General features: G+C 74.8%; 22 protein-coding genes, 1 tRNA gene and 1 riboswitch. Of the genes, 14 read left to right on the forward strand and 9 right to left on the reverse strand.

The features are described from left to right. Positions 1–20: 20 nt before the first annotated feature. Together ACFYUY_RS13780 and ACFYUY_RS13785 are read right to left on the reverse strand one after the other, a co-directional pair. Entirely contained in the window at positions 21–662 is a 642-nt protein-coding gene (locus tag ACFYUY_RS13780; RefSeq protein WP_387900585.1) for a response regulator, read from the reverse strand. Then, positions 659–2,113 (reverse strand): sensor histidine kinase, encoded by a 1,455-nt coding sequence (locus ACFYUY_RS13785; RefSeq protein WP_387900587.1) that lies wholly within the window; start codon positions 2,111–2,113, stop codon positions 659–661. The genes ACFYUY_RS13780 and ACFYUY_RS13785 overlap by 4 nt, the downstream gene beginning before the upstream one ends. A 154-nt stretch (positions 2,114–2,267) precedes the next feature. Here ACFYUY_RS13785 and ACFYUY_RS13790 point away from each other — a divergent pair, with 154 nt between their 5' ends. From ACFYUY_RS13790 to ACFYUY_RS13820, 7 genes are all read left to right on the forward strand, one after another. Beyond that, entirely contained in the window at positions 2,268–2,825 is a 558-nt protein-coding gene (locus ACFYUY_RS13790; RefSeq protein WP_360205781.1) for a heme-binding protein, read from the forward strand. A gap of 191 nt (positions 2,826–3,016) precedes the next feature. After that, a complete protein-coding gene (locus tag ACFYUY_RS13795; protein WP_360205778.1) occupies positions 3,017–3,430 on the forward strand; it encodes a hypothetical protein in 414 nt (137 codons plus the stop codon). A 125-nt stretch (positions 3,431–3,555) separates the two neighbouring features. After that, on the forward strand, positions 3,556–4,440 hold the full coding sequence (locus ACFYUY_RS13800; protein ID WP_387900588.1) for an NAD(P)-dependent oxidoreductase: 885 nt from the start codon (positions 3,556–3,558) through the stop codon (positions 4,438–4,440). Positions 4,441–4,622: 182 nt separating this feature from the next. Continuing rightward, the gene (locus tag ACFYUY_RS13805; protein WP_387900590.1) at positions 4,623–5,201 is read left to right on the forward strand and encodes a flavodoxin family protein; all 579 of its coding nucleotides are present in this window, start codon (positions 4,623–4,625) and stop codon (positions 5,199–5,201) included. Positions 5,202–5,639: 438 nt separating this feature from the next. Then, positions 5,640–6,827 (forward strand): LPXTG cell wall anchor domain-containing protein, encoded by a 1,188-nt coding sequence (locus ACFYUY_RS13810; RefSeq protein WP_360205770.1) that lies wholly within the window; start codon positions 5,640–5,642, stop codon positions 6,825–6,827. Between the two features lie 148 nt (positions 6,828–6,975). Continuing rightward, a complete protein-coding gene (locus ACFYUY_RS13815) occupies positions 6,976–8,202 on the forward strand; it encodes a hypothetical protein (RefSeq protein WP_387900592.1) in 1,227 nt (408 codons plus the stop codon). A 94-nt stretch (positions 8,203–8,296) separates the two neighbouring features. Beyond that, positions 8,297–9,088, forward strand: coding sequence for a MerR family transcriptional regulator (locus ACFYUY_RS13820; protein ID WP_360205768.1), 792 nt, complete (start codon positions 8,297–8,299; stop codon positions 9,086–9,088). A gap of 114 nt (positions 9,089–9,202) precedes the next feature. On the opposite strand, the gene ACFYUY_RS13825 is transcribed toward ACFYUY_RS13820, so the two are convergent. After that, positions 9,203–10,261 (reverse strand): helix-turn-helix domain-containing protein, encoded by a 1,059-nt coding sequence (locus tag ACFYUY_RS13825; RefSeq protein ID WP_387900593.1) that lies wholly within the window; start codon positions 10,259–10,261, stop codon positions 9,203–9,205. Between the two features lie 239 nt (positions 10,262–10,500). On the opposite strand from ACFYUY_RS13825, the gene ACFYUY_RS13830 reads away from it, so the two are divergent. Together ACFYUY_RS13830 and ACFYUY_RS13835 are read left to right on the forward strand one after the other, a co-directional pair. Next, positions 10,501–11,175 carry an RNA polymerase sigma factor gene (locus ACFYUY_RS13830; protein WP_387900594.1) on the forward strand — a complete coding sequence of 225 codons (675 nt, stop codon included), beginning with the start codon at positions 10,501–10,503 and terminating at the stop codon, positions 11,173–11,175. Continuing rightward, positions 11,172–12,641, forward strand: a complete 1,470-nt coding sequence (locus ACFYUY_RS13835) for a hypothetical protein (RefSeq protein ID WP_387900596.1) — start codon at positions 11,172–11,174, stop codon at positions 12,639–12,641. The genes ACFYUY_RS13830 and ACFYUY_RS13835 overlap by 4 nt, the downstream gene beginning before the upstream one ends. Before the next feature lie 58 nt (positions 12,642–12,699). On the opposite strand, the gene ACFYUY_RS13840 is transcribed toward ACFYUY_RS13835, so the two are convergent. After that, a complete protein-coding gene (locus tag ACFYUY_RS13840) occupies positions 12,700–14,199 on the reverse strand; it encodes an aminopeptidase P family protein (protein ID WP_387900598.1) in 1,500 nt (499 codons plus the stop codon). A gap of 139 nt (positions 14,200–14,338) precedes the next feature. Further along, on the reverse strand, positions 14,339–15,811 hold the full coding sequence (locus ACFYUY_RS13845) for a PP2C family protein-serine/threonine phosphatase (RefSeq protein ID WP_387900600.1): 1,473 nt from the start codon (positions 15,809–15,811) through the stop codon (positions 14,339–14,341). Positions 15,812–16,426: 615 nt separating this feature from the next. Here ACFYUY_RS13845 and ACFYUY_RS13850 point away from each other — a divergent pair. Beyond that, complete coding sequence (locus ACFYUY_RS13850; RefSeq protein ID WP_360205752.1) at positions 16,427–17,053, forward strand: bifunctional DNA primase/polymerase; 627 nt, start codon at positions 16,427–16,429, stop codon at positions 17,051–17,053. Between the two features lie 275 nt (positions 17,054–17,328). On the opposite strand, the gene ACFYUY_RS13855 is transcribed toward ACFYUY_RS13850, so the two are convergent. The 4 genes from ACFYUY_RS13855 to ACFYUY_RS13870 all read right to left on the reverse strand — a co-directional run bounded on the left by ACFYUY_RS13855 (position 17,329) and on the right by ACFYUY_RS13870 (position 21,857). Next, on the reverse strand, positions 17,329–18,312 hold the full coding sequence (locus ACFYUY_RS13855) for a DUF5926 family protein (protein WP_360205749.1): 984 nt from the start codon (positions 18,310–18,312) through the stop codon (positions 17,329–17,331). A gap of 139 nt (positions 18,313–18,451) precedes the next feature. Continuing rightward, on the reverse strand, positions 18,452–19,159 hold the full coding sequence (locus tag ACFYUY_RS13860) for an ATP-binding protein (RefSeq protein ID WP_387900602.1): 708 nt from the start codon (positions 19,157–19,159) through the stop codon (positions 18,452–18,454). A gap of 221 nt (positions 19,160–19,380) precedes the next feature. Further along, positions 19,381–20,205, reverse strand: coding sequence for a glycerophosphodiester phosphodiesterase family protein (locus tag ACFYUY_RS13865; protein ID WP_360205744.1), 825 nt, complete (start codon positions 20,203–20,205; stop codon positions 19,381–19,383). 173 nt (positions 20,206–20,378) lie between these two features. Then, complete coding sequence (locus tag ACFYUY_RS13870) at positions 20,379–21,857, reverse strand: cytosine permease (RefSeq protein ID WP_360205742.1); 1,479 nt, start codon at positions 21,855–21,857, stop codon at positions 20,379–20,381. Continuing rightward, positions 21,850–21,998: riboswitch (TPP riboswitch) on the reverse strand. It overlaps the preceding gene by 8 nt. A 220-nt stretch (positions 21,999–22,218) precedes the next feature. Here ACFYUY_RS13870 and ACFYUY_RS13875 point away from each other — a divergent pair. The 4 genes from ACFYUY_RS13875 to ACFYUY_RS13890 all read left to right on the forward strand — a co-directional run bounded on the left by ACFYUY_RS13875 (position 22,219) and on the right by ACFYUY_RS13890 (position 26,795). After that, positions 22,219–24,126 (forward strand): trypsin-like peptidase domain-containing protein, encoded by a 1,908-nt coding sequence (locus tag ACFYUY_RS13875; RefSeq protein WP_360205740.1) that lies wholly within the window; start codon positions 22,219–22,221, stop codon positions 24,124–24,126. Between the two features lie 67 nt (positions 24,127–24,193). Then, positions 24,194–24,281, forward strand: a tRNA-Ser gene (locus ACFYUY_RS13880). A gap of 119 nt (positions 24,282–24,400) precedes the next feature. After that, positions 24,401–25,228 (forward strand): MerR family transcriptional regulator, encoded by an 828-nt coding sequence (locus ACFYUY_RS13885; protein ID WP_360205737.1) that lies wholly within the window; start codon positions 24,401–24,403, stop codon positions 25,226–25,228. A 202-nt stretch (positions 25,229–25,430) separates the two neighbouring features. After that, a complete protein-coding gene (locus tag ACFYUY_RS13890; protein ID WP_360205735.1) occupies positions 25,431–26,795 on the forward strand; it encodes an FAD-linked oxidase C-terminal domain-containing protein in 1,365 nt (454 codons plus the stop codon). The last annotated feature ends 199 nt before the right edge of the window (positions 26,796–26,994 follow it).

Here is a 26,994-nt window from a genome sequence, read left to right on the forward strand (position 1 = left end):
CGGCGGGGTGGGCGCCCGGTTCAGCGCAGCAGTCGGCGCTCCTTGGCCACTGCCACCGCGCCGGCCCGGGTGTCCACGCCCAACTTGTCGTAGATCCGGCCCAGATGGGTCTTCACCGTGGCCTCGCTGATGAACAGCGCCCGGGCGATCTCCCGGTTGCCCAGCCCCTGCGCCAGCTGCGCCAGGATGTCCTGCTCACGCTCGGTCAACTGCGGTGCGGGCGCCCGCATCTGCGCCATCACGCGGGACGCGACCGGCGGCGAGAGCACCGTCCGGCCCCGGGCCGCGGCGTGCACGGCGGCGAACAGCTCCTCGGGCCGCTCGGCCTTCAGCAGGTAGCCGGTGGCGCCGGCGGCGATCGCCCGGGTGATGTCGGCGTCGGTGTCGTAGGTGGTGAGCACCAGGACGTGCGGTCCGCCGCCGGCCGTGGTGATCCGCCGGGTGGCCTCGACCCCGTCGATGCCGTCGCCGAGTTGGAGGTCCATCAGCACCACCTGGGGCACCAGCGCGGCGGCCAGCGCGACGGCCTCCTCGCCGGTGCTGGCCTCGCCGACGACCTCGATGTCGCCCGCGCTGGCGAGCAGTGCCAGCAGGCCGGCGCGCACCACGGCGTGGTCGTCGCAGACCAGCAGCCGGACGGGGGAGTCGGGGGCGGTGCTCATCGGGGCTCCAGGGGGATCGCGGCGGAGACCACAGTGCCCTCGCCGGGGGTGCTCTCCACGGTCAGCGTCCCACCGAGCTGGCGCAGCCGGGCGCGCATCGCCGACAGCCCGTACCCGCGGCCGTCGGACGTCCCGGTCGAGCCGGGTGTCCCGGACGTGCCGGTGGTGCCCGCCGTGCCGGACGTGCCGGTGGTGCCCGCCGTGCCGGACGGACCGGACGTGCCCGCCGTGCCGGTCGTCGCCGGGTCGAAGCCGCGGCCGTCGTCGGCGACGTCCAGGACGGCCTGGTCGCCGAGGAACGACAGCGTGATCGCCGCGGTCGACGCCCCGGCGTGCTCCCGGACGTTGGCCAGCGCGCCCTGGGCGATCCGCAGCAGCGCGGACTGCACGGCGGCGGGCAGCGGCACGGGCGGGCCGTCCAGGTGGAAGCGGACCGGCAGGCCGCTCTCGGCCTCCTCCCGGTCGGCCAGGGCCCGCAGCGCCCGGTCGAGCGGGCGGCCGTCGGCGAGTTCGGCCGGTGCGAGGTCGTGGACGAAGCGGCGCGCCTCGGCCAGGTTGCGGGCCGCCACCCGGGCGGCGGTCCGGACGTGGGTGCGGGCGGTCACCGGCTCGGTGTCCCAGGTGCGTTCGGCGGCCTGGAGCAGCATCTGCTGGCTGGACAGGCCCTGCGCCAGGGTGTCGTGGATCTCCATCGCCAGCCGCTCGCGCTCCGCGAGGGTGCCCTCCCGCCGTTCGGTGGCGGCGAGTTCGCGCCGGGTGTGCACCAGGTCGGCGATCAGGGCGCGCTGCCGGGCGGCCTGCCGGGCCATGAACAGGAAGACGCCGGTGGCGAGCGCCGCCACCGTGGGCGGCAGCAGGACGAGGGTGGCGTCCGCCCCGTCCGAGAGCCGGATCTCGGCGATCACCACCAGCAGGGTCAGCGCCGCCACCAGCGGGATCGCGGCCCGTGCCGGCAGGGCCCGCAGCACGGTGTAGACGAGCGGGACGGCGCACCAGGCGAAGCTCGGCGCGAGCAGCACCAGGACCACCCACAGCGCGAGCACGGCCACCAGCGGCCACGACCGCGGCCGGGCACCCGGGGCGGGCGGGCGGTGGTGCGCGAGCCAGGAGCCGGCCGGCTGGACGACGGCCAGTGCGGCGCTCAGCCCGATCACCCAGGGGATCCGGGGGTTGCCGTGGTGGTGGGAGAGGTAGCGGCTGAGCGAGGCGGCGAGCAGGAGCAGGAAGGCCGAGTCGAGCAGCACCGCCAGGCGTCCCGCGTCCGGGTCGCCGGTGTCGCGGCCGGCGGCGGGGCGGCCGGTCGCGGGGCGGGGTCGTCGCACGGGTGGCTCCTGGCTGGGCGGGCGGTCGGGGTGCCCGGCCGGGCTGGCGCACCGACCGGCCGGCGGGCCGGTCACCGCGCCGACCTGCACCGATCCCTCGATGGTGACCCGCCGGGCCCGGTCCCGCATCAGCCGATCGGTTGACGGCGTCGTCCTCCATCATGCCCGCGCGGTCGCGCCGGAGCGCCGATGTGGCGGGGCGGGGCCCGGCCGCAGGATCGAGGGGAGCCGGGCGGACCCCCACCGCCCGGCCCCAGACGCCGATCCGCTGAGGAGCTGGACCATGAAGAAGATCTCCGTGCGCACCCGGGTGCTGACCGGCACCCTCGCCGCCGCCGCGCTCGCCGCCACCGTGGGCGCCGTTTCGGCCAGCGCCGAGACCTCCGAGACGCCGGCCGCCCCGGCCGCGGTCAAGGCGGACACGCAGAACCGGAACCTGGCCCAGACCACCGGTCTGTCCCTGGACGCCGCCACCCGCGCCGCCCAGGCCACCCTGGACGCGGCGACCAAGGCCGGCCAGCACGTCTCGGTCGCGGTCGTCGACCGGGACGGCGTCACCCGCGTCCTGCTCAAGGGCGACGGTGCCGGCCCGCAGTCCCCCGAGTCGGCGCAGCGCAAGGCGTTCACCGCCGTCTCCTGGAACGCGCCCACCTCGGAGCTGACCAAGCGGCTGGCCCAGGCCCCGACCCTCAAGGACATCCCGGGCACGCTGTTCCTGGCCGGCGGCGCTCCGGTGCAGTCGAAGGGCGCGCCGGTCGCGGCGATCGGTGTCGCGGGTGCGCCCAGCGGCGACCTGGACGAGCAGTTCGCCCAGGCCGGCGTCGCCGCGCTGGCGAAGTGACGCCCGCCGGCCGGTCGTCCCGCTCCCGGTGGCCGGGGCGGGGCGCCGGCCGGGGCGGCGCGCTCGGGCCCGTCCCCGGCCCCGGGGGGAACTGCCCGTTCGAGTGAAGATCGAGACGGTCTTTGCAGAACACGGAGCGGTCCTTTGAAAAGCCGGTGCCGCTGTCAGTGCCGCGTGGCAGGCTTCCCGGTATGACGGCGTGGACCCTCAACGACATCGAACGTGCGATCCGCTCCTCCTGGGGTGTCGACACCTGTGCGCCCGAGGACCTGGCCCACTGGCGTCCCGACAATCCCGCCCGCGGCCAGTGCGGGGTGACGGCGATGGTGCTGCACGACCTGCTCGGCGGCGAGCTCATGATGGGCGAGGTGCACGTCGGCGGGGTCCGGACGGACCTCCACTGGTGGAACCGCTTCGCCACCGGCGTCGAGATCGACCTCACCCGGGAGCAGTTCGGCCCGGACGAACTGGTCGGCCCGGGCCGACCGGTCGCCCGCCCGGCCCGCCCCGGCCGGCTCCAGGCCCAGTACGAGCTGCTGCGCCACCGGGTGGTCGCCGAGCTGGAGCACGGCCGCGCCCGGCTGCCGGAGCGCGCCTGCGCGTGAGCGCTCCCCGCCGGTCCTCCTGACGTACAGTCGGCCGCGCGCACGGCGCCGGTGACGGCCGCCGTGGCTGCGGTGGTGACGTCCACGGCGGGGCGCCGTGGTGAGGACGGCGAGGGGAGTGCGCGATGACCGCGACGACGGTGGGCTTCGTGGGGCTGGGCGCGATGGGGCAGGGGATGGCCGGCAGCCTGCTGCGGGCCGGCCATGCCGTCCGGGTGTGGAACCGCTCGCCCGGCCCGGTGGCCGCCCTGGCCGCCCGGGGTGCGGAGCCGGCCGGATCGCTCGCCGAGGTGTTCGCGGCCGACACCGTGGTCTCCATGCTCGCCGACGACGCGGCCGTCGAACGGCTGCTCCTCGACCCCGGGCTGCTCGCGGGCGCGACGGCGACCCTGCACGTCAACATGGCCACCGTCTCCGTGGCGCTCGCCGAACGCGCCGAGGCGCTGCACGCCGAGCACGGCGTCGGTTACCTGGCCGCGCCGGTGCTCGGCCGGCCCCCGGTCGCGGCGGCCGGCCGGCTGAACGTCCTGGCCGCGGGCGCCCCCGAGCTGCTGGCCCGGGCCGAGCCGCTGTTCGCCGCGATGGGCGAGCGCACCTGGCACTTCGGCGACCGCCCCCGGCAGGCCAACGCGGCCAAGATCAGCGCCAACTTCCTGCTGGCCTGCGCGATCGAGTCGATGGCCGAGGCGTGCACGCTGGCCGAGGGCCACGGTGTCCGGCCGGGTGACCTGATCGGGATGCTCACCGCCACGCTCTTCCCCGGGCCGGTGCACACCGGGTACGGCGCGATGATCGCCGAACGCCGTTACGAGCCGGCCGGGTTCAGGCTCCCGCTGGGCCTCAAGGACGTCGGCCTCGCGCTGGAGGCCGGTGCCGCGCAGCACGTCCCGCTGCCCTTCGGCGGCATCCTGCGGGACGCCTTCCTGGACGCCCTGGCCCACGGCGACGGCGACAAGGACTGGTCCGCCGTCGCGGAGGTCGCCCGCCGCCGGGCCGGCCTGTCCGATTGAGGCGCCCGCGGGCGGCGGCGACCGGCGGCACCCGTTCGGCACCGCCGCACCCGGGAACGTGCTCGGAGCGCGTTCGGGCGAGGGCGCCCGGGGGAGCGCGTACCAGGGCGCGGGAGCGGAATAACCGGCGCGCGGGCCGTGCTCGCACCTCTGTCCGCACCACCAGACCGGGGGGAGTTCCGATGGCCGACCAGCCGGCCGGCGCCGAGGCGCCACGCAGTTTCCTGTTCCTCGACGCCAGTGCCCGGGAGGACGGCAACTCCGGGCGGCTCGCCCGGCTGGCCGCGGAGGCGAGCCTGCCGGCCGGGGCGGAGCAGCGCTGGCTGCGGCTGAGCGAGCACCCGCTGCCGCCGTTCCAGGACCTGCGGCACACCGGGGACGGCCGCTACCCGGAGCCGGTCGGCTACGAACTGACGCTGCTGGAGGCCACCCTGGCCGCCACCGACCTGGTCTTCGTCGCGCCGCTGTACTGGTACTCGCTGCCGAGCAGCGCCAAGCTCTACCTCGACCACTGGTCGGCCTGGCTGCGGGCGCCCGGGGTGGACTTCCGCGCGGGCATGGCCGGCGGCACGCTGTGGGCCGTCACCGCCCTCGCGACCGAGGACGACAAGGCCGATCCGCTGGTCGGCACGCTCCGGCTGACCGCCGAGTACCTGGGGATGCGGTGGGGCGGCGCGCTGATCGGCAACGGCAGCCGGCCGGGGGACGTGCTGCGCGACGAGCGGGCGCTGGTTTCCGCCAAGTCCTTCTTCGCCGGCTGACCGGCCCCGGACCGGTCGCCGGCCCGCCCCCGCGCCGGTCATCGGGCCGCCCCGGGCCTGGTCGTCGGCCCGTCGCCCGAACGCCGTCGGGCGGCGCTCCCGGGGCCCGGGGGCCGGCCTCCGCCGCGGCGGTGTTCGCGGAATGTTCACACCCGTGGGCGCTTCACGCCGCGCAGGGCCGTGCGGTACGCTCCTCCGGGCGTGTACCCGTCAGCAAACGTCATGTTTCGGTAAAGGCCAAAAGCCTTGTGTGTGGACGTAGTTGGACGATTCGGGCGCGCCTGTTCCCTGAGCGGACCCCGGCGTGACACCCGCCTTCCGAAGTGGCTGGATCGTTCGGTAATCTCCGTCGGACTTTCAAGCTTCGCGGGGGATTGCGGCATGCTCGGCCGCCCCTCGCGCCCCGGGCCTCGCCCGGACTCTTCCGTGAGGTCTCCCTTGTCCATACGTCGCAGTCTTGCCCTTGCCGGCGCCGCCGCGCTCACGTCCTCGCTCGTGCTGTCCGGCGCCCAGGGCGCCATGGCCGTCGGCACCACCGGATCCCCGTCGGCCGCCGCCCCGCAGGCCAAGGCCTCCAGCCAGAGCCTGGACCTGACGGTGAACGGCGTGCCCGGCACCTTCATCGCCGGCGGTGACGCCCGCGAGTTCACCTTCAAGATCGACAACTCGACGAAGCACGACTTCATCTTCCTGCCGCTGCTCAAGTTCAAGAACAAGGCCGGCACGCTCAAGGCGAAGGACCTCAAGGTCGAGTACCAGATGCCCGGTGGCCAGTGGCAGACCGGTGCGCCCGCCCCCGACGCCGGCGAGGACAAGGACGACTCCGTCCTCACCCTGCTCGGCGCCCTCGGCCCGGACGGCAACCCCACCGACGACGACCTGCTCGTGGTGAACCGCGGCAAGGCCTTCTCGATCAAGATCCGGGTCTCCTTCACCTCGGACGCCCCGCTCGGCCGGGCCGGCGTCGTCCCGGTGGTGTTCTCCGCCGAGCTCGACGACGACACCCACCAGCCGGTCGACGAGGGCCACCTCAGCTGCGACGGCATCAAGGGCGCCGGCTTCGTGATCAAGGCCGGCGGCGGTGGCAAGCCCAGCCCGACCGTCAGCCCGACCCACACCGGCAAGCCCAGCCCGACCGCCACCACCTCGCCGACGGCCACCCACTCGCCGACCGGCAGCACCTCGCCCACGGCCACCCACTCGCCGACCGGCAGCACTTCGCCGACCGCGAGCACCTCGCCCACGGCCACCGCCACGGCCACCGCCACCGCCACGCCCACCGCGACGGCCACGGCGACCACCACCGGGACCCCGACCACCCCGTCGACCGGTACGCCGTCCGCCTCCGCCTCGACCGCCGCCCCCGCCCCGGGCGACAGCACCGGTGGCGACACGGCCGGCCCGATCGACTTCCCGGTGGCCGTCCCGACCGTCAAGACCCCGCCGCTCACCCCGGCCGCCGTCAACAAGGCCAAGGCCGCCGCCGACAACGGCGACAAGGCCCTGGCCCAGACCGGTGGCGGTGACGACACCACCGCCATCGCCGGCGCCGGTGCCGCCGTGCTGCTGGCCGGTGTCGGCACCCTCGTGGTGCTCCGCCGCCGCAAGTCGGCCCAGCAGGGCTGACCTCGACCGCGCGCCCGAGCGGTGGCGCCCGAGTGCCGCCGTGCCGCCCGGAGTCCGTCCGACGGACCTCCGGGCGGCACGGGCGGTACTCCTCCGTCACATAGGATGTCCGGCCGGAGGGGGGCGGAACCGGCGGGGAGAGGGACAGGTGCGGGGAGCACGCACGGCACGGACGACCACCGACTACGAGGCGGCGACCGGGCGGATCGCGGGACTGCCACTGCGCAGGCACCACGTCCTGCTGGTCGCCTGGACGGTGCTCTGGTTCTTCCTGGTCGAGCCCAGCGGAGGCTTCTCCTGGCACTACCTGCGCCAGGGTGAGCAGCTGCTCTTCAGCGACCAGCCGGACGGCGGGCTGGCGCTCTACGCCCACCACCCGGAGCTGCAGATCGGCCCGGTCAGCCTCGCCGCGGCCCGGCTCACCGCGCCCTTCTCACCGCACGTCGGCGAGCTCGTCGCGGAGGCCGCGGCGTCCGCGCTCGGCCTGGTGATGCTCGTCCTGATCGGCCGCACCGCCGCCCTGTACTACCTGGGCACCGGCACCAACCACCGCCGGCTCCAGCAGCGCCTGCTGATCGCCGGACTGGCCTTCATCCCGATGTGGGTCGAGGTCTCGGTCCGCTTCGCGCACCTGGACGACGTCCTGGCGCTGTTCTTCACTACCCTCGCCGCGCACGCCCTGGCCCGCGGCAAGCCCACCATGGTCGGCGTCTACCTCGCCCTGGCGGTGGACTCCAAGCCCTGGGCGATCGCCTTCGCCCCGCTGATCCTGGCTCTGCCGCGCCCCGCCTGGCTGCGCACCGCGATCTGGTTCGCCGGGCTGGTGGCGATCGCCTGGCTGCCGTTCTACCTGGGCAACCTGGACACCCTCGCGGCGGCCAAGTTCACCATCCCCAACCAGCCGGCCTCGGCGCTGCGCTGGTTCGGGGTGACCGACCCCGCCACCCCGTGGTGGGACCGCCCGACCCAGTTCGCGCTGGGCATTGGCCTCGGCACCGTCGCGGTCTGGCGCGGCCGCTGGCCCGCCGTGGTGCTGCTCGGCGCGGACGCCCGGATCCTGCTCGACCCGAGCGTCTACACCTACTACACCGCCTCGATCCTGCTCGGCACCCTGCTCTGGGACGCGGTCGGCCAGAAGCGGCTCGTGCCGTGGTGGAGCTGGATCGCGCTGGCCTCGTTGTACGGCGGCACCCTGCTCATCCCCTCCGACGCGGCCCGCGGCTTCGTCCGGCTCGCCTTCGTCGTGGTCTCGGCCGCGTACGTGCTGCTCTGGCCCACCCAGCGGACCCGCCGCCCGCGCCCGCCGGCGGACGGGGAGGGGCGCCGCCGCACCTCCCGGCGGCGCGAGCGCGACCTGGTGGGCGCCGGCGCCTGACCGGGGCGCCCCCGCGCCCGGGTGCCGGAACGGGCTTGACCCTCACGCGGCGTGAGAGCCGAGGCTGGTGGTCGAAAGGAAGGGAGCACCCCTGATGAGCGGCAGCGGCGGCTACACGGTCGGCGCCCTGGCGAAGATCGCCAAGGTGACGGTCCGCACCCTGCACCACTACGACGAGATCGGTCTGCTGTCCCCCGCGGGCCGCACCCCGGCCGGCTACCGCCGGTACGGGGAGGCCGACCTCGACCGGCTGCAGCAGATCCTCTTCTACCGCGAGCTCGGGTTCCCCCTGGAGGAGATCGCGGCGATCCTGGACGACGACTCGGTCAGCCCGACCGAGCACCTCCGGCGTCAGCACGGACTGCTGACCGACCGGATCGGTCGGCTCCAGGCCCTCGCCGCGGCCGTCGAGAACGCCATGGAGGCACGCAGGATGGGCATTCAGCTGACCCCGGAGGAGAAGTTCGAGATCTTCGGCGAGGGCTACCAGGAGGACTGGGAGACCGAGGCGGAGCAGCGCTGGGGCGACACCGAGGCCTGGGCGGAGTCCCAGCGCCGCACGGCGAAATACGGCAAGGCCGACTGGGAGCGGATCAAGGCCGAGGCCGACGGGTTCAACGCCCGGATGGTCGAGGCGCTCACCGCCGGCGAGCCGGCCGACGGCACGGTGGCGATGGACCTCGCCGAGGAGCACCGCCGGCACATCAGCGACAACTTCTACGAGTGCGGCCACCGGATGCACCGCTGCCTCGGTGAGATGTACGTCGCCGACCCGCGGTTCACCGCCACCTACGAGACGATGGCGCCGGGCCTGGCCGTGTGGCTGCGCGACGCCATCCTCGCCAACGCGGACCGCAACGAGCGGTCCGGTGAGCAGCAGGCCTGACGGGGGACGGGACCGCCGGGCGCGGGACCGGTGAGAGTCGGGGCCGGTGAGAGTCGGGGCCGGTGAGGGCCGGGACGGGGAAGCGGGACCGCCGGGCACCGGTCCCGGCCCGGATCAGGCGACCCCGCGTCCGAAGGAACGCCGGTAGGCGGTCGGGGAGGTGCGCATCACCCGGCCGAAGTGGTGGCGGAAGGTCGCGGCGCTCTCGAAGCCGACCGCTGCGGCCACCTCCTCCACCGTGCCCTCCGGGGACTCCAGGAGGGGCAGGCTGGCCGCGATGCGCTGGGTGACGACCCAGCGCATCGGGCTGGTGCCGTTGCGCGCGGTGAAGTGCCGCAGGTACGAGCGGTCCGACATCCGGGCGGCGCGGGCCAGCAGCGAGATGGTCAGCGGAGACGCCAGGTGGTCCATCGCCCACTGCATGCTGCGGGCGATCCCGTCGTCGTCCTCCTCGACCGGCCGGACCGCGGCCTCGATGAACTGGGCCTGCCCGCCGTCCCGGTGCGGCGGCACGACGAACCGCCGGGCCACGCTGTTGGCCACCCTGGCGCCGTGGTCCCGGCGGACCAGGTGCAGGCAGAGGTCGATGCCGGCGGCGCTGCCCGCACTGGTGAGCACGTTGCCGTTGTCGACGTAGAGCACGTCCGGGTTGACCCGCACGTCCGGGTGGCGCTGCTGGAGCAGGTCCGCGTACCGCCAGTGGGTGGTGGCCTCCCGGCCGTCCAGCAGGCCGGCGGCGGCCAGCGCGAACGCGCCCGAGCAGATCGACACGATCCGGGCCCCGCGTTCGTGCGCCGTGCGCAGGGCCGCGACCAGGCCGGGGGACACCTCGCCGCTGAAGGCGTTCGCCACCCCGGGGACCACCACCGTGTCGGCGGCGGCGAGTTCGTCCAGTCCGTGCCGGGCGGTCAGCGCGAACCCGCCCACCGCGTCCAGGGCCGCCCCGGGCCGGTCGGCGCACACCTTGAGCCCGTACCACGGGGCCGCCAGCAGCCCGCTCAGCTCGGGCCGGGCCAGCCCGAACACCTCCACCACCACGCCGAGTTCGAACGGGGCCATGCCCTCGAAGGCGTACACCGCGACGTCGTGCACCGGCTCCGGCCGCCGCCCGATGGTGACGGGCACCGGGCGGGAAGCGGCCACGACCGGGCCCTCGACGTACTGCTCGGCCATGCGGACCCCCTGCTGACGGTGGCGGGATGGCGGTGAGTGTAGCCGTTCCGGCCAGTCGGAAATTGCTTCGAACCGGCCTGCAACCTCCGTGCCCCCCGGACGTCCATCGAGTAGGGGGGGCGGAGCCTGACAGGCCGGGGGGCGCTGGAAGGATTCCCTCGATCACGAACTGACAGGTGTCCTGACGGGTGCTCCGGCCGAGGGCCGGGCGTTCCGTCCCGGGGGAAAGCAGAACGCGCATGTCCATGGCCATCGGGCCGTTCGCCGTACCACCGCGGGGGCGCGGACTCTCCGTCCGCGGCCTCGTCGGGCTGCTGTTCGGTGCTCAGGAGGTCGGCGAGGTGTCCGCGGCGACGGGCGCCGAGCAGGCGGCGGCACGCCGCTCCGGCTTCCGGCTGCTCCGCGGCGGACGCAAGGCCGCCGAGGAGCGGCCGACCCTGACCGACCTGTACCACGCCCACCGGCTGGGCCTGGTCCGGATGGCGGTGCTCCTGGTGGACCACCAGGACCTGGCCGAGGACGTCGTGCAGGAGGCCTTCACCCAGCTGTACCAGCGGTACGGAGAGGAGCTCGACGACCTGGACAACGCGCTCGGGTACCTGCGCACCGCGGTGGTCAACGGCGCCCGCTCGATGCTCCGCCGCCGGAAGACCGCCCGCGAGTACGTGCCGCCGCACGAGGCCGACGCGCCGTCCGCGGAGGACCACGCGGTGCTCAACGACGAGCACCGCCGGGTGCTCGTCGCCCTGCAGGAGCTGACCCCCCGCCAGCGTGAGGTGCTGGTGCTGCGCTACTGGTCCGACCTGTCGGAGGCGCAGATAGCCGAGACCCTGGGGCTGTCCCGGGGCGCCGTGAAGTCCACCGCCAGCCGGGCCCTGGACGCCTTGGAAAAGCATCTGGAGAAGGTTCGATGACCGACAAGAATCCCCGCCCCAAGAGCGGTGACCGAGGCGGTGGCGGGCCGGCCGAGACGCCGACGGAACGGCTGCTGCGGGAGGCCATGAACGCCCGCGCCTCGCTCATCACCGTCCACGACCTGCGCCCGGCCGACCCGCCGACGCGGCGACTGCGCCGGCTGCGCCCGCTCTACCTGGCCACCGTGCCGGTCCTCGCGCTGGCCGCCGCGCTCGCCATCGGCGTGCTCACCCTCCACGGCGACCCGCTGGCCAGGAAGGACGTCCCGCCGCCGGCCGCCACCGGGTCGGCCACGCCGAGCCCCACCGCCTCGCCGACCGGCACCCCGACCCCCACGCCCACCCCCACCGTCGCGCCGTCGGACACCGGCGCCCCCACCGGCGAGCCCGAGACCGGCGCCCCGCTCTCGGACGTCACCCCGACGCACGGCAGCACCCCGACGCCGACCGGCACCACCCCGGCGGCCGCCGGGAAGCCGTACACCTTCCGGAACGTCAGGTTCAAGGTCCCGGCGGGGTGGCGGGTCGTCGAGCCGTCCCCGGGGGACACCGCGCTGTGCGTGATGAGCCCGGGCGCCCCGCCGGCGTCGTCGCCGAACCCGGGGCTCCCGGTGGGGGCCAACCCCGACCCGTGCCAGCCGTACGGCGTGCTGCTGGTCGTGATGGACCAGCCCTCGGAGAACTGGCCGTCGACGGCCATGATGGACACCGCGAGCGGCTGGAGCCCGCAACCCGCCTGTCCGGTCTGGGGCAACGTCCACGCACCGGCCGGGCAGGAGGCCAAGAGCACCGGGCCGGAGAAGAGCACGCCCACCGTGGCCGGGCGCCCGGCCCGCAAGTCGCAGTGGCAGGGCAGCTGCGGCAGCGACTCCTTCACGGCCCAGATGTGGGCGCTGCCGAAGGACGGCGTCTTCGTCACGACGGCGGGCCTCAAGGCGGACTACCAGGCCGGCCTGAACTCGCTGCTCGGCAGCCTCGACCTGAGCGGCCACCAGGCCCCGCCGACGGCGGCCAACCAGAACGACGTCGCCGTGACCTTCGACGGTCTCGCGGCCGGCCAGCCGTTGCGGGCGGGCAGCGCGGTCGTCACCTTCTCGGTGACCTTCCGCAACACCAGCCAGAACACCTACGCCCGGCTGCAGCCGCTGGTGTTCACGGACCACTACGAGGGCTCGCCGCTCGCGCTCGGCGCGCCCAACGACGGCCGGCTGGAGCTCCAGGCCGGCGGCGAGTGGAAGAAGAAGGCGATGTCGCCCGACTCCCTCATGGGCTACGCGCTGGCCGACGAGACGGAGCTCTTCAAGCTGGCCCCCGGGGAGTCCAGGACGCTGACCTACCGGCTGACGGTGGGCGCCGGGAACGGGCTCGGGGACATGCCGCTGAAGGCCCAGGCGGTGCTCCCCTACAACGGGAGCGACCTGACCGTGCTCGGCCACCAGGACATGACGGTGAAGATCGTCAAGTGACGCACCGGGGCCCGGCCTCCCACCGCGGGGAGGCCGGGCCCCGGCCGCGGGCCGCCGGTCAGGCCAGCGAGGCCATCCACGCCTCGACGTCCTCGGCGCGGCGCGGCAGGCCGGCCGAGAGGTTCTCGTTGCCGTCGGCGGTGACCAGGATGTCGTCCTCGATCCGGACGCCGATGCCGCGGTACTCCTCCGGCACCGTGAGGTCGTCCTGCTGGAAGTACAGGCCGGGCTCGACGGTCAGGACCATGCCGGGCACCAGCAGCGCGTCGACGTGCTCCTCGCGGCGCGAGTGGGCGCAGTCGTGGACGTCCAGGCCGAGCATGTGGCCGGTGCCGTGCAGGGTCCAGCGGCGCTGCAGGCCGAGCTCCAGGACCTTGTCGACGTCGTACTGCGAGGCGTCCAGCAGGCCCCAGGCGAGCAGCCGCTCGGCGAGCACCCGCTGCGAGGCGTCGTGGAAGTCGCGGAACCGGGCGCCGGGCTTCACCGCGGCGATGCCGGCCTCCTGGGCGTCGTACACGGCCTGGTAGATCGCGCGCTGCAGGTCGTCGAAGCGGCCGTTGATCGGCAGGGTGCGGGTGACGTCGGCGGTGTACAGGGTGTGGGTCTCGACGCCGGCGTCGAGCAGCAGCAGCTCGCCGGGGCGGACGTCGCCGTCGTTGCGGACCCAGTGCAGGGTGGTGGCGTGCGGGCCGGCCGCGGCGATGGTGCCGTAGCCGACGTCGTTGCCCTCGACCCGGGCGCGGCGCCAGAAGGTGCCCTCGATCCAGCGCTCCGAGGTGGCGACGGCCTGGCCGAGCTCGCGGACCACGTCGGTGAAGCCCTTGACGGTGGCGTCGCAGGCGGCGCGCAGCTCGCCGATCTCCCACGCGTCCTTGACCAGCCGCAGGCCGCTCAGGAACTCCTTGAACCCGGCGTCCCGGTCGGCGTCCAGCGCCCCGGCCAGGGCGTCCTCCAGGCCGGCGTCGTAGCCGCGGACGATCCGGGTGGGCACGGCGGAGTCGCCGGCCAGCGCGGCGAGCTCCTCGGCGGCCTTGCGGACGTCGCGCACCGGCAGGCCGAGCAGCTGCTCCTGCTCGCTCAGGCTGTGCCGGCGGCCGACCCACAGCTCGCCGTAGCCGTCCAGCCAGAACTCGCCGTTCTCGCGGTCCGAGCGGGGCAGCAGGTAGAGGGAGAAGGCGTGGCCGGCGTCGCCGGTCGGTTCGGCGACGAGGACGGCGTCCTCGGTCTGGTCGCCGGTGAGGTGCACGTACTCGCTGGCGGCTCGGAAGCTGTAGTCGGTGTCGTTGGACCGCACCCGCAGGTTGCCGGCCGGCACCACCAGGCGCTCGCCGGGGAACGCGGCGGACAGCCGGGCACGGCGCTCGGCGGCGTACGGGGCCTGGGCGACCGGGACGAGGCCGTGCAGCTCGGTGTCGGCCCAGCCGGACTTCATCGAGGCGGCCAGCTCGTCGGAGACCTCGGCGTACAGGCCGTTCTTGCGGCCCTTGAACTGCTGCGGCTCCTCGCCGCCGGTGGCCTCGGGGTTCTCGGCCACCGCGGGGGTGAGGTCCTCGGTCACGTGTAACGCCTCCTTGGGGGTGGTACCGCCGCCCCTCGGGGGAGTGTCGGGTCGCGACACGCGCGGGCGGCCGTGCGTCCATGGTACGGACGCACGGTCGCCCGCCCGTTCGGGGCCGGACCGTCCGTTCGGGGGCGGGTCACTCGAAGCGGGCCGCGAGCAGCAGGAGGTCGTCGGTGGCCGGCCCGGTGTCCTGGTCGGGGCAGTGGGCCAGCAGGTGGGCGCAGAGCCGGTCGGGGTCGATCCGCACGTCCCGCGGGGCGTCGGCGGCGGCCCGGCGCAGGTTGGCCTGCCCGGCGTGCAGGGTGGGGCCGCAGCGGCGGGCCAGGCCCTCGGTGTACAGCAGCAGGGTGTCGCCGCGCTCGGCGGTGAACTCGACGCCGGGCGCCTCCCAGCAGGCCAGCATGCCGAGCGGGGCGGACAGCGAGGTCTCCACGAACTCGGCGCCGTGCCGGCCGACCAGCACGGGCGGGCAGTGCCCGGCGCCGGCCAGGGTGATCCGGCGTTCGTCGGGTTCCACCCAGGCGTAGACGGCGGTGGCGGTGCGGGTCGGCTCGGTGGTCTTGAGCAGCAGCTCCAGGTCCCCCAGGACGGAGACCGGGTCCTCGCCCTCCAGCACCGCGTAGGCGCGCAGGGCGGCCCGGATCCGGCCCATCGCGGCGGCCGCGCCGGGGGCGGAGCCGGGGCCCGCTCCGGGGCCGTCACCGGAGACGGAGCCGACGGTGAGGCCGACCGTGCCGTCCGGCAGGGGGATGGCGTCGTACCAGTCGCTGCCGCAGGAGCGGTCCAGTCCGGCCGGGACGAGCCGGGCGGCCAGCCGCAGGCCGGTGGCCTGGGGCAGCCGGTCGGGCAGCAGGCCGCGGCGCAGGGCCTCGGTGGTGCGCCGGACCCGGTCGGCCTCCAGCTGCTTGGCGAGCAGCGGTGCGGCGATCCCGGCGTAGCGGTGGGCGAGTTCGCGTTGGCGCTCGGTGGCCTCGGTGGGCTCGTCGTAGAACCAGACGGCGGCGGCGAGCGGGCCGTCCTCCTCGGTGGCGAGCGGCAGGCCGTAGCAGCCGCGGAGGCCGAGCTGGGCGGCGAGTTCGCGCAGCCGGTCGCCGGCGGCCGGGTCCTCGGCGAGGTCGGGGGAGTGCAGCCGCTCGGGCCGGTCGGTCTCCCGCAGCAGCCGGGTGAGCAGGCTCTGGTCGGTCGGCACGGTCTCCAGCGCGCCGAGGCTGGCCCGGTCGAGGCCCAGGCCGACGGGCTGGCCGAGGCCGCCGCCCGGGGTCCGGCCGACCAGGACGCCGCGCCGGGCTCCGAGCAGGGCGGCTCCGGAGGCGAGGACGGTCTCCAGGGTCTCGCCGAGGCCGCGGGCGCGGGCGAGCTGCTCGGTGTGCCGGTGCAGGCGGGTGAAATCGGACAGCCGTCCGGCCAAACGGTCCTGCACCCCGGTGGGCGGTGCCGTGCGGGTGTCCGCCGCGCCGGCCGGGGCGTCGACGGGGAGGGTGTCCGCCGCGCCGGCCGGGGCGTCGACGGGGCCGGGGAAGCCCGGCAGCGGGTCGAGGACGGTGAGCCCGCGGGCGCTGCCGGGCTCACCCGGCTCGGAGGGTGTCGACGACGGGTGGGACTCGGTCATGCCGCCACTCCTGACGCGGTGCTTCGTGCCATGCGGGACCCCCAGGTACGGCTGAGGTGGAGCGAGTACGGCCAAAGGGCGCGTTTCGCCTCGATTCGCTACTACTCGTCATTGATCGACAGCAATGCCACCACTTCTACACAGGCCATTTGGGGCATGTCCAGATCCGGGACGACGCGGTGGCCGGTTCCGTCGGACGCGCGACCCGGTCGGGGGCGCGTGCGGTCGGTGTGCGCGCCGGTTCGGCCGGCAGGCATGGAGCGGGCCGTGGGCGGGCAGAACGGAGGGGACGGACCCGGCGGCCGTCCGGATCGTATGTCCGCGCCGCCCGGGAGCCGGGCTGGCCGGAAGTCTCTCACTCGTACGGTGGAACCAAGCGCGCCCGGGCGGCGTCCATCCGGTCGCATACGGGATTCTCGTTCCAGGGGCTGTTCCAGTGCGCGGCCCTTCTCATGTCGTGCTCCACACCGTGCTCCACGTCGTCGCCGCGCCGCCCGCCCGCCCGCCCCGCTTCGCGCCGCCCGGGGGCCGTGCCTTCCGCGGGCCCGCAGGGCGGGGCCCGACGGTGCCGGCGGAGCGGAACGAACCGAGCGGTCAGGGAAAGGAACGAGCGCCATGCGTGAGAACCCGAAGGATTCGTGTTCCGCCCGGCTGGCCGCGGCCCTGACGGCTGCCGTCGACCACCGCTGGCCCGTGGTGCCGGGCGCCGTGCTGCGCGGCGACCGCTGCTCCTGCGGTGACCAGGACTGCTCCGTCCCCGGCGCGCACCCGCACGACCCCTCGCTGCTGGCCGCCACCACGGACGCCCGGATGGTGCGCTGGTGGTGGGAGCGGCAGAGCCCGGACGCGCCGGTGCTGGCCGCCACCGGCTCGACGCTCTCCGCGGTCAGCCTGCCGGCGGCGGCCGGTGCCCGGGCGCTGGCCTACCTGGGCGCGCTGCGGCTGCCGCTCGGGCCGGTGCTGTCCCTGCCGGGCCGCTACGCGCTGCTGGTGGCGCCGTACTCGCTGGACGCGCTCGGCGAGATGCTTGCCCAACTCCCTTGGGTGCCCGGGTCGTTGCGCTACCACGGGCCGGGCGGCTTCCTGCCGCTGCCGCCCGGTGGCGGATTCGGGCGGGTGCGCTGGGTGCGGGCTCCCCGGCCGGCCGCCGACGGCGGGGTGTGGTTGCCCCAGGTCGGTCCGCTGCTGGGCGAGTTGGTGGAGGCGACGGTCCGGCTGGACAGCGGCCGCTCGGCGTACTGACCGGGTGTCCGCTCTCTCGGTCCGGCGGATCCGCGGCGGCCGGGCCGGCTGGCGGTGTCAGGTGGCCGCGCTCGGGGCCGTGACCGGGGCCGCTGCGGGGGCCGACCGGAAAAACAAAAGATCCGGCCGCTGGCGACGGGGGATGCACCAGCGGCCGGACTCTTTAGACAGTAACAAGGATCCGCGCCCGCGCCAATTTCCAAGACGCCCTCCACGCCCGGAAATTGCGGCTTCGCGGCGACAATGTGACGCGTATCACCCGGATCCTGCGTCCTTTAGTTCAAAGTGACCTGACGGTTCACCAGGTTCGCGCGGGCGCGCCGCTCCTCGGCGGTCAGCGGGGTCTCGTCGGCGAGCACGGCGGCCAGCCGCTCGGCGAACTCGGCGGCGGGCTTCTCGCAGTCCTCCGCGGTCATCGCCAGCGGGAGGTCCCAGACCGGGACGGTCAGGCCGTGCGCGCGGAACGAGCCGACCAGGCGGGTGTCAGCGCCGAGCGAGGAGCGGTCGGCGGCGCTCAGCCGGGCCAGGGCGTCCAGCAGCCGCTCCTCGGGCACGGTCATCACCCAGCGCAGGTGGTTCTTGTCCGGGGTGCCGCACCAGTAGGCGGCGTCGACGCCGTCCAGCTTCACGGTCGGGATGGCCGAGGCGTTGGCGCGCTCCAGGGAGGCGGCGACCTCACCGGTGGCGGTCTCGGCGTCCTCCAGCCAGAACTCGAAGCCGGTGTGCACGGCTGGCGTGAACTCGGCCGTGGTGTCCAGCAGATCCTGCAGGCGGCGCCCGCCCGGCTCGGTCCGGCGGGCCGGCACCGGGTTGCCCGGCTCGGTGGCCAGGGCCAGCTCCAGGGCGTCGGCGAGGTCGCGGCTCAGGTCGCCGGAGGCGGACTGGGTCTGCAGGCCGAGCAGGATCGAGCCGTCCTGGCGGCGCAGGGCCGGCCAGGCCAGCGGCAGCACGGTGGCCAGGGTCACCGACGGGACCTCGCCGGTGGCGCCCTCGGCCACCCCGGCGGCCAGCGTCAGCGGCACGGTGGCGGCGGGCACCAGCTCGCGCAGCGCCACCCAGTCGGCCTCGCCGGCCAGCCCCTCGAACGGGCGGTGCACCAGCTCCTGCACCGCGTGCGAGGCCTCCCGGCCGTGGCACGCCTTGTACCGGCGGCCCGAACCGCAGGGGCAGTTCTCGCGGGCCCCGACCACGGGGATCTCGCCCGTGACGGCGGTGGTGGACTGACGCTGCGGCGCCTTCTTGGCGGCCTTCTTGCCCATGGTGCGGCTCTCCCGGGGACGGTGTCCTTTGCTCCGGGCAGCCTACTGACCTTCCTCCCGACGTGCGGTCACGCACCGGGCCGCCCGGCGGGGCCCGGCGGGTGCCGGGCCCGGGGCCGGTCGGGCGGGGTGCGCGGTGTCAGGCGCTGCGGGCGTCACCGCCGGTGCGCCGGGCGTGCCGGGCACGGGCGGGCAGCGCCGCCCAGACCGTCACCTCGCCGGGCGCGTCGCGCACGCCCCAGTCGCTGGCCAACTGGTCGACGATGCCCAGGCCGCGGCCGCCGCGCGAGGTCAGCGAGGGGCTGGCGGGCAGCGGCCGGGTGGTCGCGCCGCCGTCGGTGACCTCCAGGGTGAGCACGCCGTCGGCGTGCATCTGCCAGCGGACCAGGACGCCGCCGTCGGCACCGCCGCCGGTGTCCTCGCCGCCCCGGCCGCCGGGTGCCGGGTGCGCCCCGCCGGGGACGCCGACCAGCACCTGGTCCACCACCTCGGCCCGGGCGCTGCGGCCCAGTGCCCGCAGCGGGCCGAGCGGACGGGCGTACCGGCACGCGTTGCTCAACAGTTCGGAAAGGATCAGAACAGCATCATCGATGACCGGCTCGGGTATCTCCCGGTCACCGAGATCTCGACGCAGTCGGCGCCGTGCGACCCCGACACTCGCTGGGCCGTGCGGCACTGCCATGGTCGATGAAGTCGGCACTTCACGCGCCACCATCAACGCCACCCCCGGACCTCCTTCAGCGTATGCCGAGGGAGAGATGCCCCTTGGTAATGCGTCGGAAACGACCGCCGGAGGATCCCGCGAGGACATTTCGAGCGTCGCGACCGAGGGTCGACCGGAGGTCATTCACCGCTCACCCTCCGTCGTGCGACGGCATGAATTCCGGCAATACCGTGCCCGGAAGGTTTGAGTGCCGACCAGACCGATCAGGTTCGATCAGTCCGTTCGGCCCCGTCCCGCCCTCGTCCGGCCCTGTCCCGTCCCGTCGTCCGGCCCCGTCCCGTCGTCCGGTGCCGCTCCGTCGTCCCGTCCCGCTCAGTGCCGCCCGGTGCCGCTCCGGAGGAGGATCACCGCCCGAGCTGCGCCAGCACCTCGGCGGGCCGGTTGGTGATGATCGCGGACACCCCGAGCTCCAGGCAGAGCTCCACGTCGGCCGGCTCGTCGACCGTCCAGACGTGGACCTGGTGCCCCAGCTCGCGCAGCCGCGTCACCAGCTGCGGGCGGGCCCGGACCAGGTCGATGCCCGGGCCGGCGATCCGCGCCCCGCCCGGCAGCGGGGAGCCCGGGCGCAGCCGGCCGAGCAGCGGCAGGGTCCGCTCGAAGAGGAAGACCCGGCGGTAGTCCGGTGCCCCGGCGGCCACCCGGTCGAGGGCCACCGAGGAGAAGCTCATGATCCGGGCGACCGGGCGGTCCCCCTCGCGCTCCGCGCCGATCTTGAAGCGCTCCAGCATCCGCAGCAGTTCGGCCTCCACCCGGCCGCGGTAGCGCACCGGGTGCTTGGTCTCGATCGCCAGGTCCACCGGGCGGCCGCAGTCCACCGCCAGCTCCAGCAGCCGCTCCAGCCGCAGCACGCCGCGCAGTTCGGGGTCGGTGCTGGGGCGGCCGGTCTTCCAGGCGCCGAAGTCGTACGCCTCCAGCTCGGCCAGGGTCATCGCCGAGACGGTGCCCCGGCCGTCGGAGACCCGGCCGATCCGGCGGTCGTGCACGCAGACCAGCTCGCCGTCGGCGGTCAGCCGGACGTCGCACTCGAGGGCGTCGGCGCCCTCGTCGAGCGCGCGCCGGTACGCCGCGAGGGTGTGTTCGGGCAGGGCGTGGGAGGAACCGCGGTGGGCGATCACCTGGACGGGCGGCGCGGTGTGCGCCGCCGTCGAGGACAGGTCTGGGCTGGTCACAGGGCCAACGATAGGCGGCCGAAGTGACGCGGAGACGAAGACGGCCCCAACCCGTGGGGCCGTCTTCGGTGGGCGGGGCCGTCGGCGGGGGCGGTTCCGGGCCCCGGCGGCCCGGCCCGTCAGGCTCCGGACGCCCCCGGCAGCGCGGCCTGCCCGGCCCGCCGCGCTCGGACTCAGCCCGCCGTGTTCCGGCGGGTCAGCGGGGTGAGCGCCCAGGTGAGCAGGGCGGGCACCAGGAAGGCGAACAGCGAGGCGGAGGTCCACTCCTGCGGGGTGAAGTGCAGCGACTCCTGGGCGGAGGTCCAGAAGTCCGTCCACCAGCCGGCCACCGGGGTCGGCGCGATGAACTGGTAGACCGCGAAGCCCAGCACCCACGGCAGCAGCATCAGCCAGCGGGAGGGGGCGTCGGCGGAGAGGTTCCAGCCGTGCCGGCCGGCGCCGAGGAAGTAGTCCACCGCGAGCACCGCCAGCAGCGGCACGAAGACGGATCCGATCAGGCCGAGGAAGTTGGTGTAGGTGTCGGTGAACCGGTCGATCTGCAGCGCCAGGACGGTGATCAGCAGGCCGATCCCGCCGGTCAGCACCCGGCGGTCCACCTTCGGCAGCAGGTTCTGCACGGACATCGCCGTCGAGTACACGTTGGCGAAGGACTGGTCCGTCTCGCGCAACACCAGCACCAGCAGGAACAGCCAGCCGGCCCAGACGCCGAGGAAGGAGTCGAAGATCCGGTTCGGGTCGCCGTCGGACTGCAGCAGCGCCATCAGGCCGAGCACGTAGCACCAGACCTGGGCGACGGTGTAGCCGGAGAAGCTGCCCCAGAACGCCGAGCGCGGGGTGCGCGAGTGCCGGGTGTAGTCGGCGGCCAGCGGCACGAAGGAGATCGACACCGCGATCATCATGTCGGTGGCGCCCAGGAAGCCGTGCCAGTTGCCGGCGCCCGGGTCGGGCACCCCCTGACGGCCCAGCTGGACGGTGAAGTACACCATCGCGACGGCGACGGCACCCGCGACGAAGCGGCGCAGCACCGCGATCGAGCCGAGCGGCCAGATGGTCAGCGCGGTGGTCAGCGCGCCGGCCAGCAGCACGAACAGCCAGCGGTAGCCGTCGGTGTGGGCGACGGTCTGGGCGCCCGCCGCGATCGTCAGCAGCTCGAAGACGCCCCAGCCGACGCACTGGACGATGTTCAGCACCGTCGGGACGTACGACAGCCGGGTGCCGAACAGCCCGCGCAGGTTCGCCATCGCCGGGGCGCCGGTCCGGGCCCCGATCAGGGCGGCCACGCCGAGCATCGCGGTGCCGACCACGGTGCCGGCCACGATCGCCGTCACCGCCGCGGCCAGCGAGAGCTCGCCGCCCTTGGCGCCGAGCACGGTGGCGGCGGTGGAGAAGCCGATCAGGCTGACGCCCAGGTTCATCCAGAGCGCGAAGTGGTCGCGGAAGCGCAGCGTGCGCGGCGGCTCGGTGTCCAGCACCAGTGGCGCCTCGACGCGCTCCGGGCGGTCCAGGACGGCGGTCGCCGTGCCGGAACCGGCCGGGCCGCCGGCGGCGTCGCCGTGAACGGTCGTGGACGATCCGGGGAGGTCCCCGGTCGCCCCGGGGAAACCCTTGGACTCGGGCGCGCCCGAAGAAGAGGATGGCGAAGCAGGCGGCATGGCCGATACTCCCTACGCCGGCATTACCCGGACAGGTTCCGGCGGTCTGCGCCCCCTCGACGGTCCGTCCACGATGCCGTGGCGGTACGGTCGACCAGCGCACTCTCAGCCTGGAAGGTCCAAGCTCCCGCGTGTCAGTTTGGAGCGACAGGCTAACCGGCACCGGGGTGGACGCCAAGGCCAGGGGCCCTGCCGTCCGCATCGCGGGACGCCCGGCGGAGGTGGGGGAGCCTCCGTCGCCGGGTCGGCCGTCTGCGCCGGCTAAGGATTCTTATGAGTTCTTCAGAGGGGTCCTTACGGCAATCGAATCGACTGTGCGAAAAACTATGGTCCTTGGTTCTGTCAGCTATGGAGGTCGTCCGTGAGCACCGAGCGAGAGGTTGGGCCCACCGGGCCGCAGGGGGAGCAGCCCTCGGGCGCCCAGGGGGCGGGCGGTCCCGCTTCCGACCCCGCCGCCTCGGGCGGGCACAAGCCGACCATGGCGTTCAGCCGGGTCCCCGAGCCCGACGCCGCCCCCGCCTCCGAGCCGGCCCCGGCCGACTCCCCGGCCGCCCCGGCCGAGGGCGGGCACCGGGCGACCATGGCGTTCGGCCGGGTCCCCGAGCCCGAGGCCGCCCCCGCCCCCGAGCCGGCCGCGGCCGACGCCGCCGCGGCCGCGGAGGGCGTCCCGGCCGAGGGCGGGCACCGTCCCACCGTCGCCTTCACCAAGGTCCCCGCGCCGGAGGCGGCCCCGGCCGCCCCCGTGGCCCCCGTCGAGGCGCCGTCCGCCGGCGTCGACCCCGCCACCGGCTACCTCGACGCCCCGCCGCCGGTGCTGCCGCCCGCGCCGCAGGCCCCGGCAGCCCCCGCGGCGCCGCTCGCGCCGGTGGCCGAGGGCCAGGCCCCGCCGCTGGGCAACCCGTACGCCACGCCGACCCACGGCGTCCCGGCCGCCGGCGCGCACGACCCGTACGGCCCGCCGCCCGCCCCCGGCGTGCCCGCCGCGCACCCCGCGCCCGGCCACCACCCGTTCGGCGCCGGCCAGCCGCTCGGCGGCTGGGGCGCCTCCCACGACGCCACCGGCGGTGCCGGCTACCCGGGCGGCCCGGGCGGTCCGCTCGGCTACCCGGCCGACTACCCCGGCGGCCCCGGCGGCCCGCACCGCCCGCGCAGGAAGCGCGGCGGACTGGTCGCCCTGATCGCCGCCGTCGCACTGGTCGCCGGCGTGGCGGGCGGTGCGCTGGGCGTGGCGGTCACCGACCACAACAACGGCAGCAGCTCCGCGGACGACCACCGCAGCACCACCGTCCAGGCCAGCAACACCCAGAAGAACGAGCCCTCCCCCGGCTCGATCGCCGGCATCGCGCAGAAGGCGCTGCCCAGCGTCGTCACCATCAAGGCGCAGGGCAACGGCGAGTCCGGCACCGGCACCGGCTTCGTCTTCGACACCGAGGGCCACATCCTCACCAACAACCACGTGGTCGCGCCGACCCTCAACGGCGGCAAGCTCACCGTCAAGTTCGCCGACGGCACGTCCTACAACGCCTCGGTGCTGGGCCACGCCGAGGGCTACGACGTCGCCGTGGTCAAGATCGACAACCCGCCGAAGAGCAAGCTGGCGCCGCTCCCGCTGGCCGACTCCGACAAGGTCAACGTCGGCGACTCCACCATCGCGATCGGTGCGCCGTACGGCCTGGAGTCCACCGTCACCAGCGGCATCATCAGCGCCAAGGACCGCCCGGTCGCCTCCGGCGACGAGACCGGCGGCCAGTCCTCCTACATGAACGCCCTGCAGACCGACGCCTCGATCAACCCCGGCAACTCCGGCGGCCCGCTGCTCGACTCCGGCGGCGCGGTGGTCGGCATCAACTCGGCGATCCAGTCCAACGCCTCCGCCAACGGCCGGGCCGGCAGCATCGGCCTCGGCTTCGCCATCCCGATCAACCAGGCCAAGTGGGTCGCCGACACCCTGATCAAGACCGGCAAGCCCGTCTACGCCAAGCTCGACGTGCTGCGCAACGACGACTACAAGGGCGACGGCGCGCAGATCCAGACCCGCGACGTCCAGGGCCAGCCCGCCGTGACCCCCGGCGGCGCCGCGGACAAGGCGGGCCTCAAGCCGGGCGACGTCATCACCAAGCTCGGCGGTGTCCCGATCGAGAACGGCCCCGCCCTGGTCAGCCGGATCTGGACGCACAAGCCCGGCGAGACCGTCGACGTCGAGTACACCCGCAACGGCCAGCAGTTCACCACCAAGGTCACCCTCGGGCAGCGCGACGGCGACAGCTGACCCCCGCCGACCCGCACCGAACCGTGTGCACCGAACCCCGCCGGACCCGTTAGGCTGACCTCCGCCTGGAGAGCTGCCCGAGCGGCCTAAGGGAACAGTCTTGAAAACTGTCGTGGCGTGACCCGTCACCGTGGGTTCGAATCCCACGCTCTCCGCCGGTAGGAGAACCACCTGCTCAGGGGCGGGTGCCGAGATCGTTCGGCACCCGCCCTTCGCGCGTTCCGGGGCCGGGACTTGACCCTGACACCGTGAGAGGCAGTGGAGTGGGAGCACCATGTTGAACATCGGAGACTTCGCCAGCCACGGCCGGGTGTCGGTGCGGATGCTGCGCCACTACGACGAGATCGGACTGCTGCGGCCCGCCCGGGTGGACCCGGTCACCGGGTACCGCTCCTACGAGGCGTCCCAACTCGCCCGGCTCAACCGGCTGATCGCGCTCAAGGAGCTCGGCTTCACGCTGCAGCAGGTGCGGGCCGTCCTCGACGAGCAGGTCGACCCGGTCGAACTGCGCGGGATGCTGCGGCTGCGGCGGGCCCAACTCGCCGAGGCGATCGCCGCGGACGGGCAGCGGCTGGCCCGGGTGGAGGCGAGGCTCCGGACGATCGAGAGCGAGGGGACCATGTCCACGCACGATGTCGTGGTGAAGCGGGTGCCGCCCGTCCGGGTGGCCGAACTGACCGGTGTGGCCGCCGGCTACGAGCCCGAGCAGATCGGCCCGGTGATCGGCCCGCTGTTCGCGGAGCTGTGCCGGCGCCTGGCCGCGGCCGGGATCACGGGGACCGGCCCGTCCGTCGCCCGGTACGAGGACGTGCCGGACGGCGACGGCGCGGTGCTGATCCGGGTCGCCGTCCCGGTCGGGCCGTCTGTGGAGCCGGGCCGGTCCGACGTCGCGGTGCTCGACCTGCCGCCGATCGAGGAGGCGGCGACGCTGGTGCACCGCGGCCCGATGGACGACGCCGTGGGCGCCTTCCAGGAGCTGGCCCGCTTCATCGAGGCGAACGGCTACCGCTCCGCCGGCTACGCCCGCGAGCTCTACCTGGAGTGCCCGGACGACCCGGCGCAGTGGGTCACCGAGTTCCAGGAGCCGGTGGTCCGCCGCTGACCGCTGCCGGTGGGCCCCGCACGGGGGTCGGGGCCCACCGGCCCGGCGGCGCCCGTCGGCGCGGCGGTGCCGACGGGGGCCGCTCGCCCGGCGGGCACCACGTGCCCGACGGGACCGCTCGCCCGGCGGGGACCACTTGCCCGGCCGATCCGGGGCGGGCAGAGTGCCGGAGGAGGCCGGTGGGCGGCGAGTGGAGGCGGCGATGAGCGATCTGACGGACCGACTGACGGAGGGCCTCCCGGCCGGCGCGGTGGTGGTGGACCCGGACGTGACCGCCGCCTACAGCCGGGACATGGCGGGGTTCTGCGCCGCCGGCGTGCCCGCGGTGGTGGTGTTCCCGGAGACGGTCGAGCAGGTGCAGCACGTGATGCGCACCGCCACCGCGCTGCGGGTGCCGGTGGTGCCGCAGGGCGCGCGGACCGGGCTGTCGGGTGCGGCGAACGCCGTGGACGGCTGCATCGTGCTGTCGATGGTGAAGCTGGACCGGATCCTGGAGATCGACCCGGTGAACCGGATCGCGGTGGTCGAGCCGGGCGTGGTGAACGCCGAACTCTCCCGCGCCGCGGGCGAGGTGGGGCTGGCCTATCCGCCGGACCCGTCCAGCTGGGAGTCCTGCACGATCGGCGGCAACATCGGCACCGGCGCGGGCGGGCTCTGCTGCGTGAAGTACGGCGTCACCGGCGAGTACGTGCTCGGCCTGGACGTGGTGCTGGCGGACGGGCGGCTGCTCTCCACCGGGCGCCGGACGGCCAAGGGCGTGGCCGGGTACGACCTGACCAGGCTGCTGGTCGGGTCGGAGGGCACGCTGGGCGTGGTCGTCCGGGCGGTGCTCGCGCTGCGGCCCGCCCCGGCGCCGCAGTTGGCGCTGGCGGCGGAGTTCCCGAGTGCGGACGCGGCCGGTGCGGCGGTCTGCGAGGTGATGGCGCGCGGTCTGACCCCGTCGCTGATGGAGCTGATGGACGCCGTCAGCGTGCGGGCGGTCAACGAGCTGGGCCGGATGGGGCTGCCCGAGTCGACCCGGGCGCTGCTGCTGGTGGCCTTCGACGGGCCGGAGCGGACGGCCGAGCTCGCCCGGGTGGCGGAGCTGTGCCGGGCCGCGGGGGCGACCGAGGTGGTGCCGGCCGAGGACCAGGCGGAGTCGGACCTGCTGCTGGAGGCCCGGCGGCTGGCGCTGCCGGCGCTGGACCGGCTCGGCACCACGATGATCGACGACGTGGCGGTGCCGCGGTCCCGGCTGGCCGAGATGCTGAACGGCGTCGCGGCGATCGCCGAGCGGCACGCGCTGACCATCGGGGTGGTCAGCCACGCGGGGGACGGCAACACCCACCCCATCGTGATCTTCGACGCGGCGGACGAGGAGCAGACGGCGCGGGCGCAGCGCTCCTTCGACGAGATCATGGCGCTGGGGCTGGAGCTGGGCGGCACGATCACCGGGGAGCACGGGGTGGGGCTGCTGAAGCGGGACTGGCTGGCCCGTGAGCTGGGGCCGGTGGCCCTGGATCTGCAGCGGCAGTTGAAGGCGGTCTTCGACCCGCTGGGAATCCTGAACCCGGGCAAGATGGTCTGATCGTCATCCGGCACGGCGCCCGGAATCCCTCCGCCGTTCCCCTCCACCGCTCCTCCCCGCCGTTCCTCCCGTTTCGGTACGACTTTCCGATCGGCTGACGATGGCTGGAAATGTCGACATGGAAGGGTGGTCGAACCTTCTGGGGGGCGCTTTCCCGGTTCGTCGGCGCCGGGGTGGTGCGCGCGGTGGTTCGCACCGT

It is taken from the genome of Kitasatospora sp. NPDC004745, assembly GCF_042873275.1.
GTDB lineage: Bacteria > Actinomycetota > Actinomycetes > Streptomycetales > Streptomycetaceae > Kitasatospora.

Coding starts and splice junctions, on each gene's coding strand:
- ACFYUY_RS13830 (WP_387900594.1), top strand. CDS start 10,501: ATGTCCATGGCCATCGGGCCGTTCGCCGTACCACCGCGGGGGCGCGGA.
- ACFYUY_RS13820 (WP_360205768.1), top strand. CDS start 8,297: ATGAGCGGCAGCGGCGGCTACACGGTCGGCGCCCTGGCGAAGATCGCC.
- ACFYUY_RS13870 (WP_360205742.1), bottom strand. CDS start 21,857: ATGCCGCCTGCTTCGCCATCCTCTTCTTCGGGCGCGCCCGAGTCCAAG.
- ACFYUY_RS13780 (WP_387900585.1), bottom strand. CDS start 662: ATGAGCACCGCCCCCGACTCCCCCGTCCGGCTGCTGGTCTGCGACGAC.
- ACFYUY_RS13855 (WP_360205749.1), bottom strand. CDS start 18,312: ATGGGCAAGAAGGCCGCCAAGAAGGCGCCGCAGCGTCAGTCCACCACC.
- ACFYUY_RS13885 (WP_360205737.1), top strand. CDS start 24,401: ATGTTGAACATCGGAGACTTCGCCAGCCACGGCCGGGTGTCGGTGCGG.
- ACFYUY_RS13800 (WP_387900588.1), top strand. CDS start 3,556: ATGACCGCGACGACGGTGGGCTTCGTGGGGCTGGGCGCGATGGGGCAG.
- ACFYUY_RS13825 (WP_387900593.1), bottom strand. CDS start 10,261: ATGGCCGAGCAGTACGTCGAGGGCCCGGTCGTGGCCGCTTCCCGCCCG.
- ACFYUY_RS13845 (WP_387900600.1), bottom strand. CDS start 15,811: ATGACCGAGTCCCACCCGTCGTCGACACCCTCCGAGCCGGGTGAGCCC.
- ACFYUY_RS13790 (WP_360205781.1), top strand. CDS start 2,268: ATGAAGAAGATCTCCGTGCGCACCCGGGTGCTGACCGGCACCCTCGCC.
- ACFYUY_RS13785 (WP_387900587.1), bottom strand. CDS start 2,113: ATGCGGGACCGGGCCCGGCGGGTCACCATCGAGGGATCGGTGCAGGTC.
- ACFYUY_RS13835 (WP_387900596.1), top strand. CDS start 11,172: ATGACCGACAAGAATCCCCGCCCCAAGAGCGGTGACCGAGGCGGTGGC.
- ACFYUY_RS13805 (WP_387900590.1), top strand. CDS start 4,623: ATGGCCGACCAGCCGGCCGGCGCCGAGGCGCCACGCAGTTTCCTGTTC.
- ACFYUY_RS13795 (WP_360205778.1), top strand. CDS start 3,017: ATGACGGCGTGGACCCTCAACGACATCGAACGTGCGATCCGCTCCTCC.
- ACFYUY_RS13860 (WP_387900602.1), bottom strand. CDS start 19,159: ATGACCTCCGGTCGACCCTCGGTCGCGACGCTCGAAATGTCCTCGCGG.
- ACFYUY_RS13850 (WP_360205752.1), top strand. CDS start 16,427: ATGCGTGAGAACCCGAAGGATTCGTGTTCCGCCCGGCTGGCCGCGGCC.
- ACFYUY_RS13890 (WP_360205735.1), top strand. CDS start 25,431: ATGAGCGATCTGACGGACCGACTGACGGAGGGCCTCCCGGCCGGCGCG.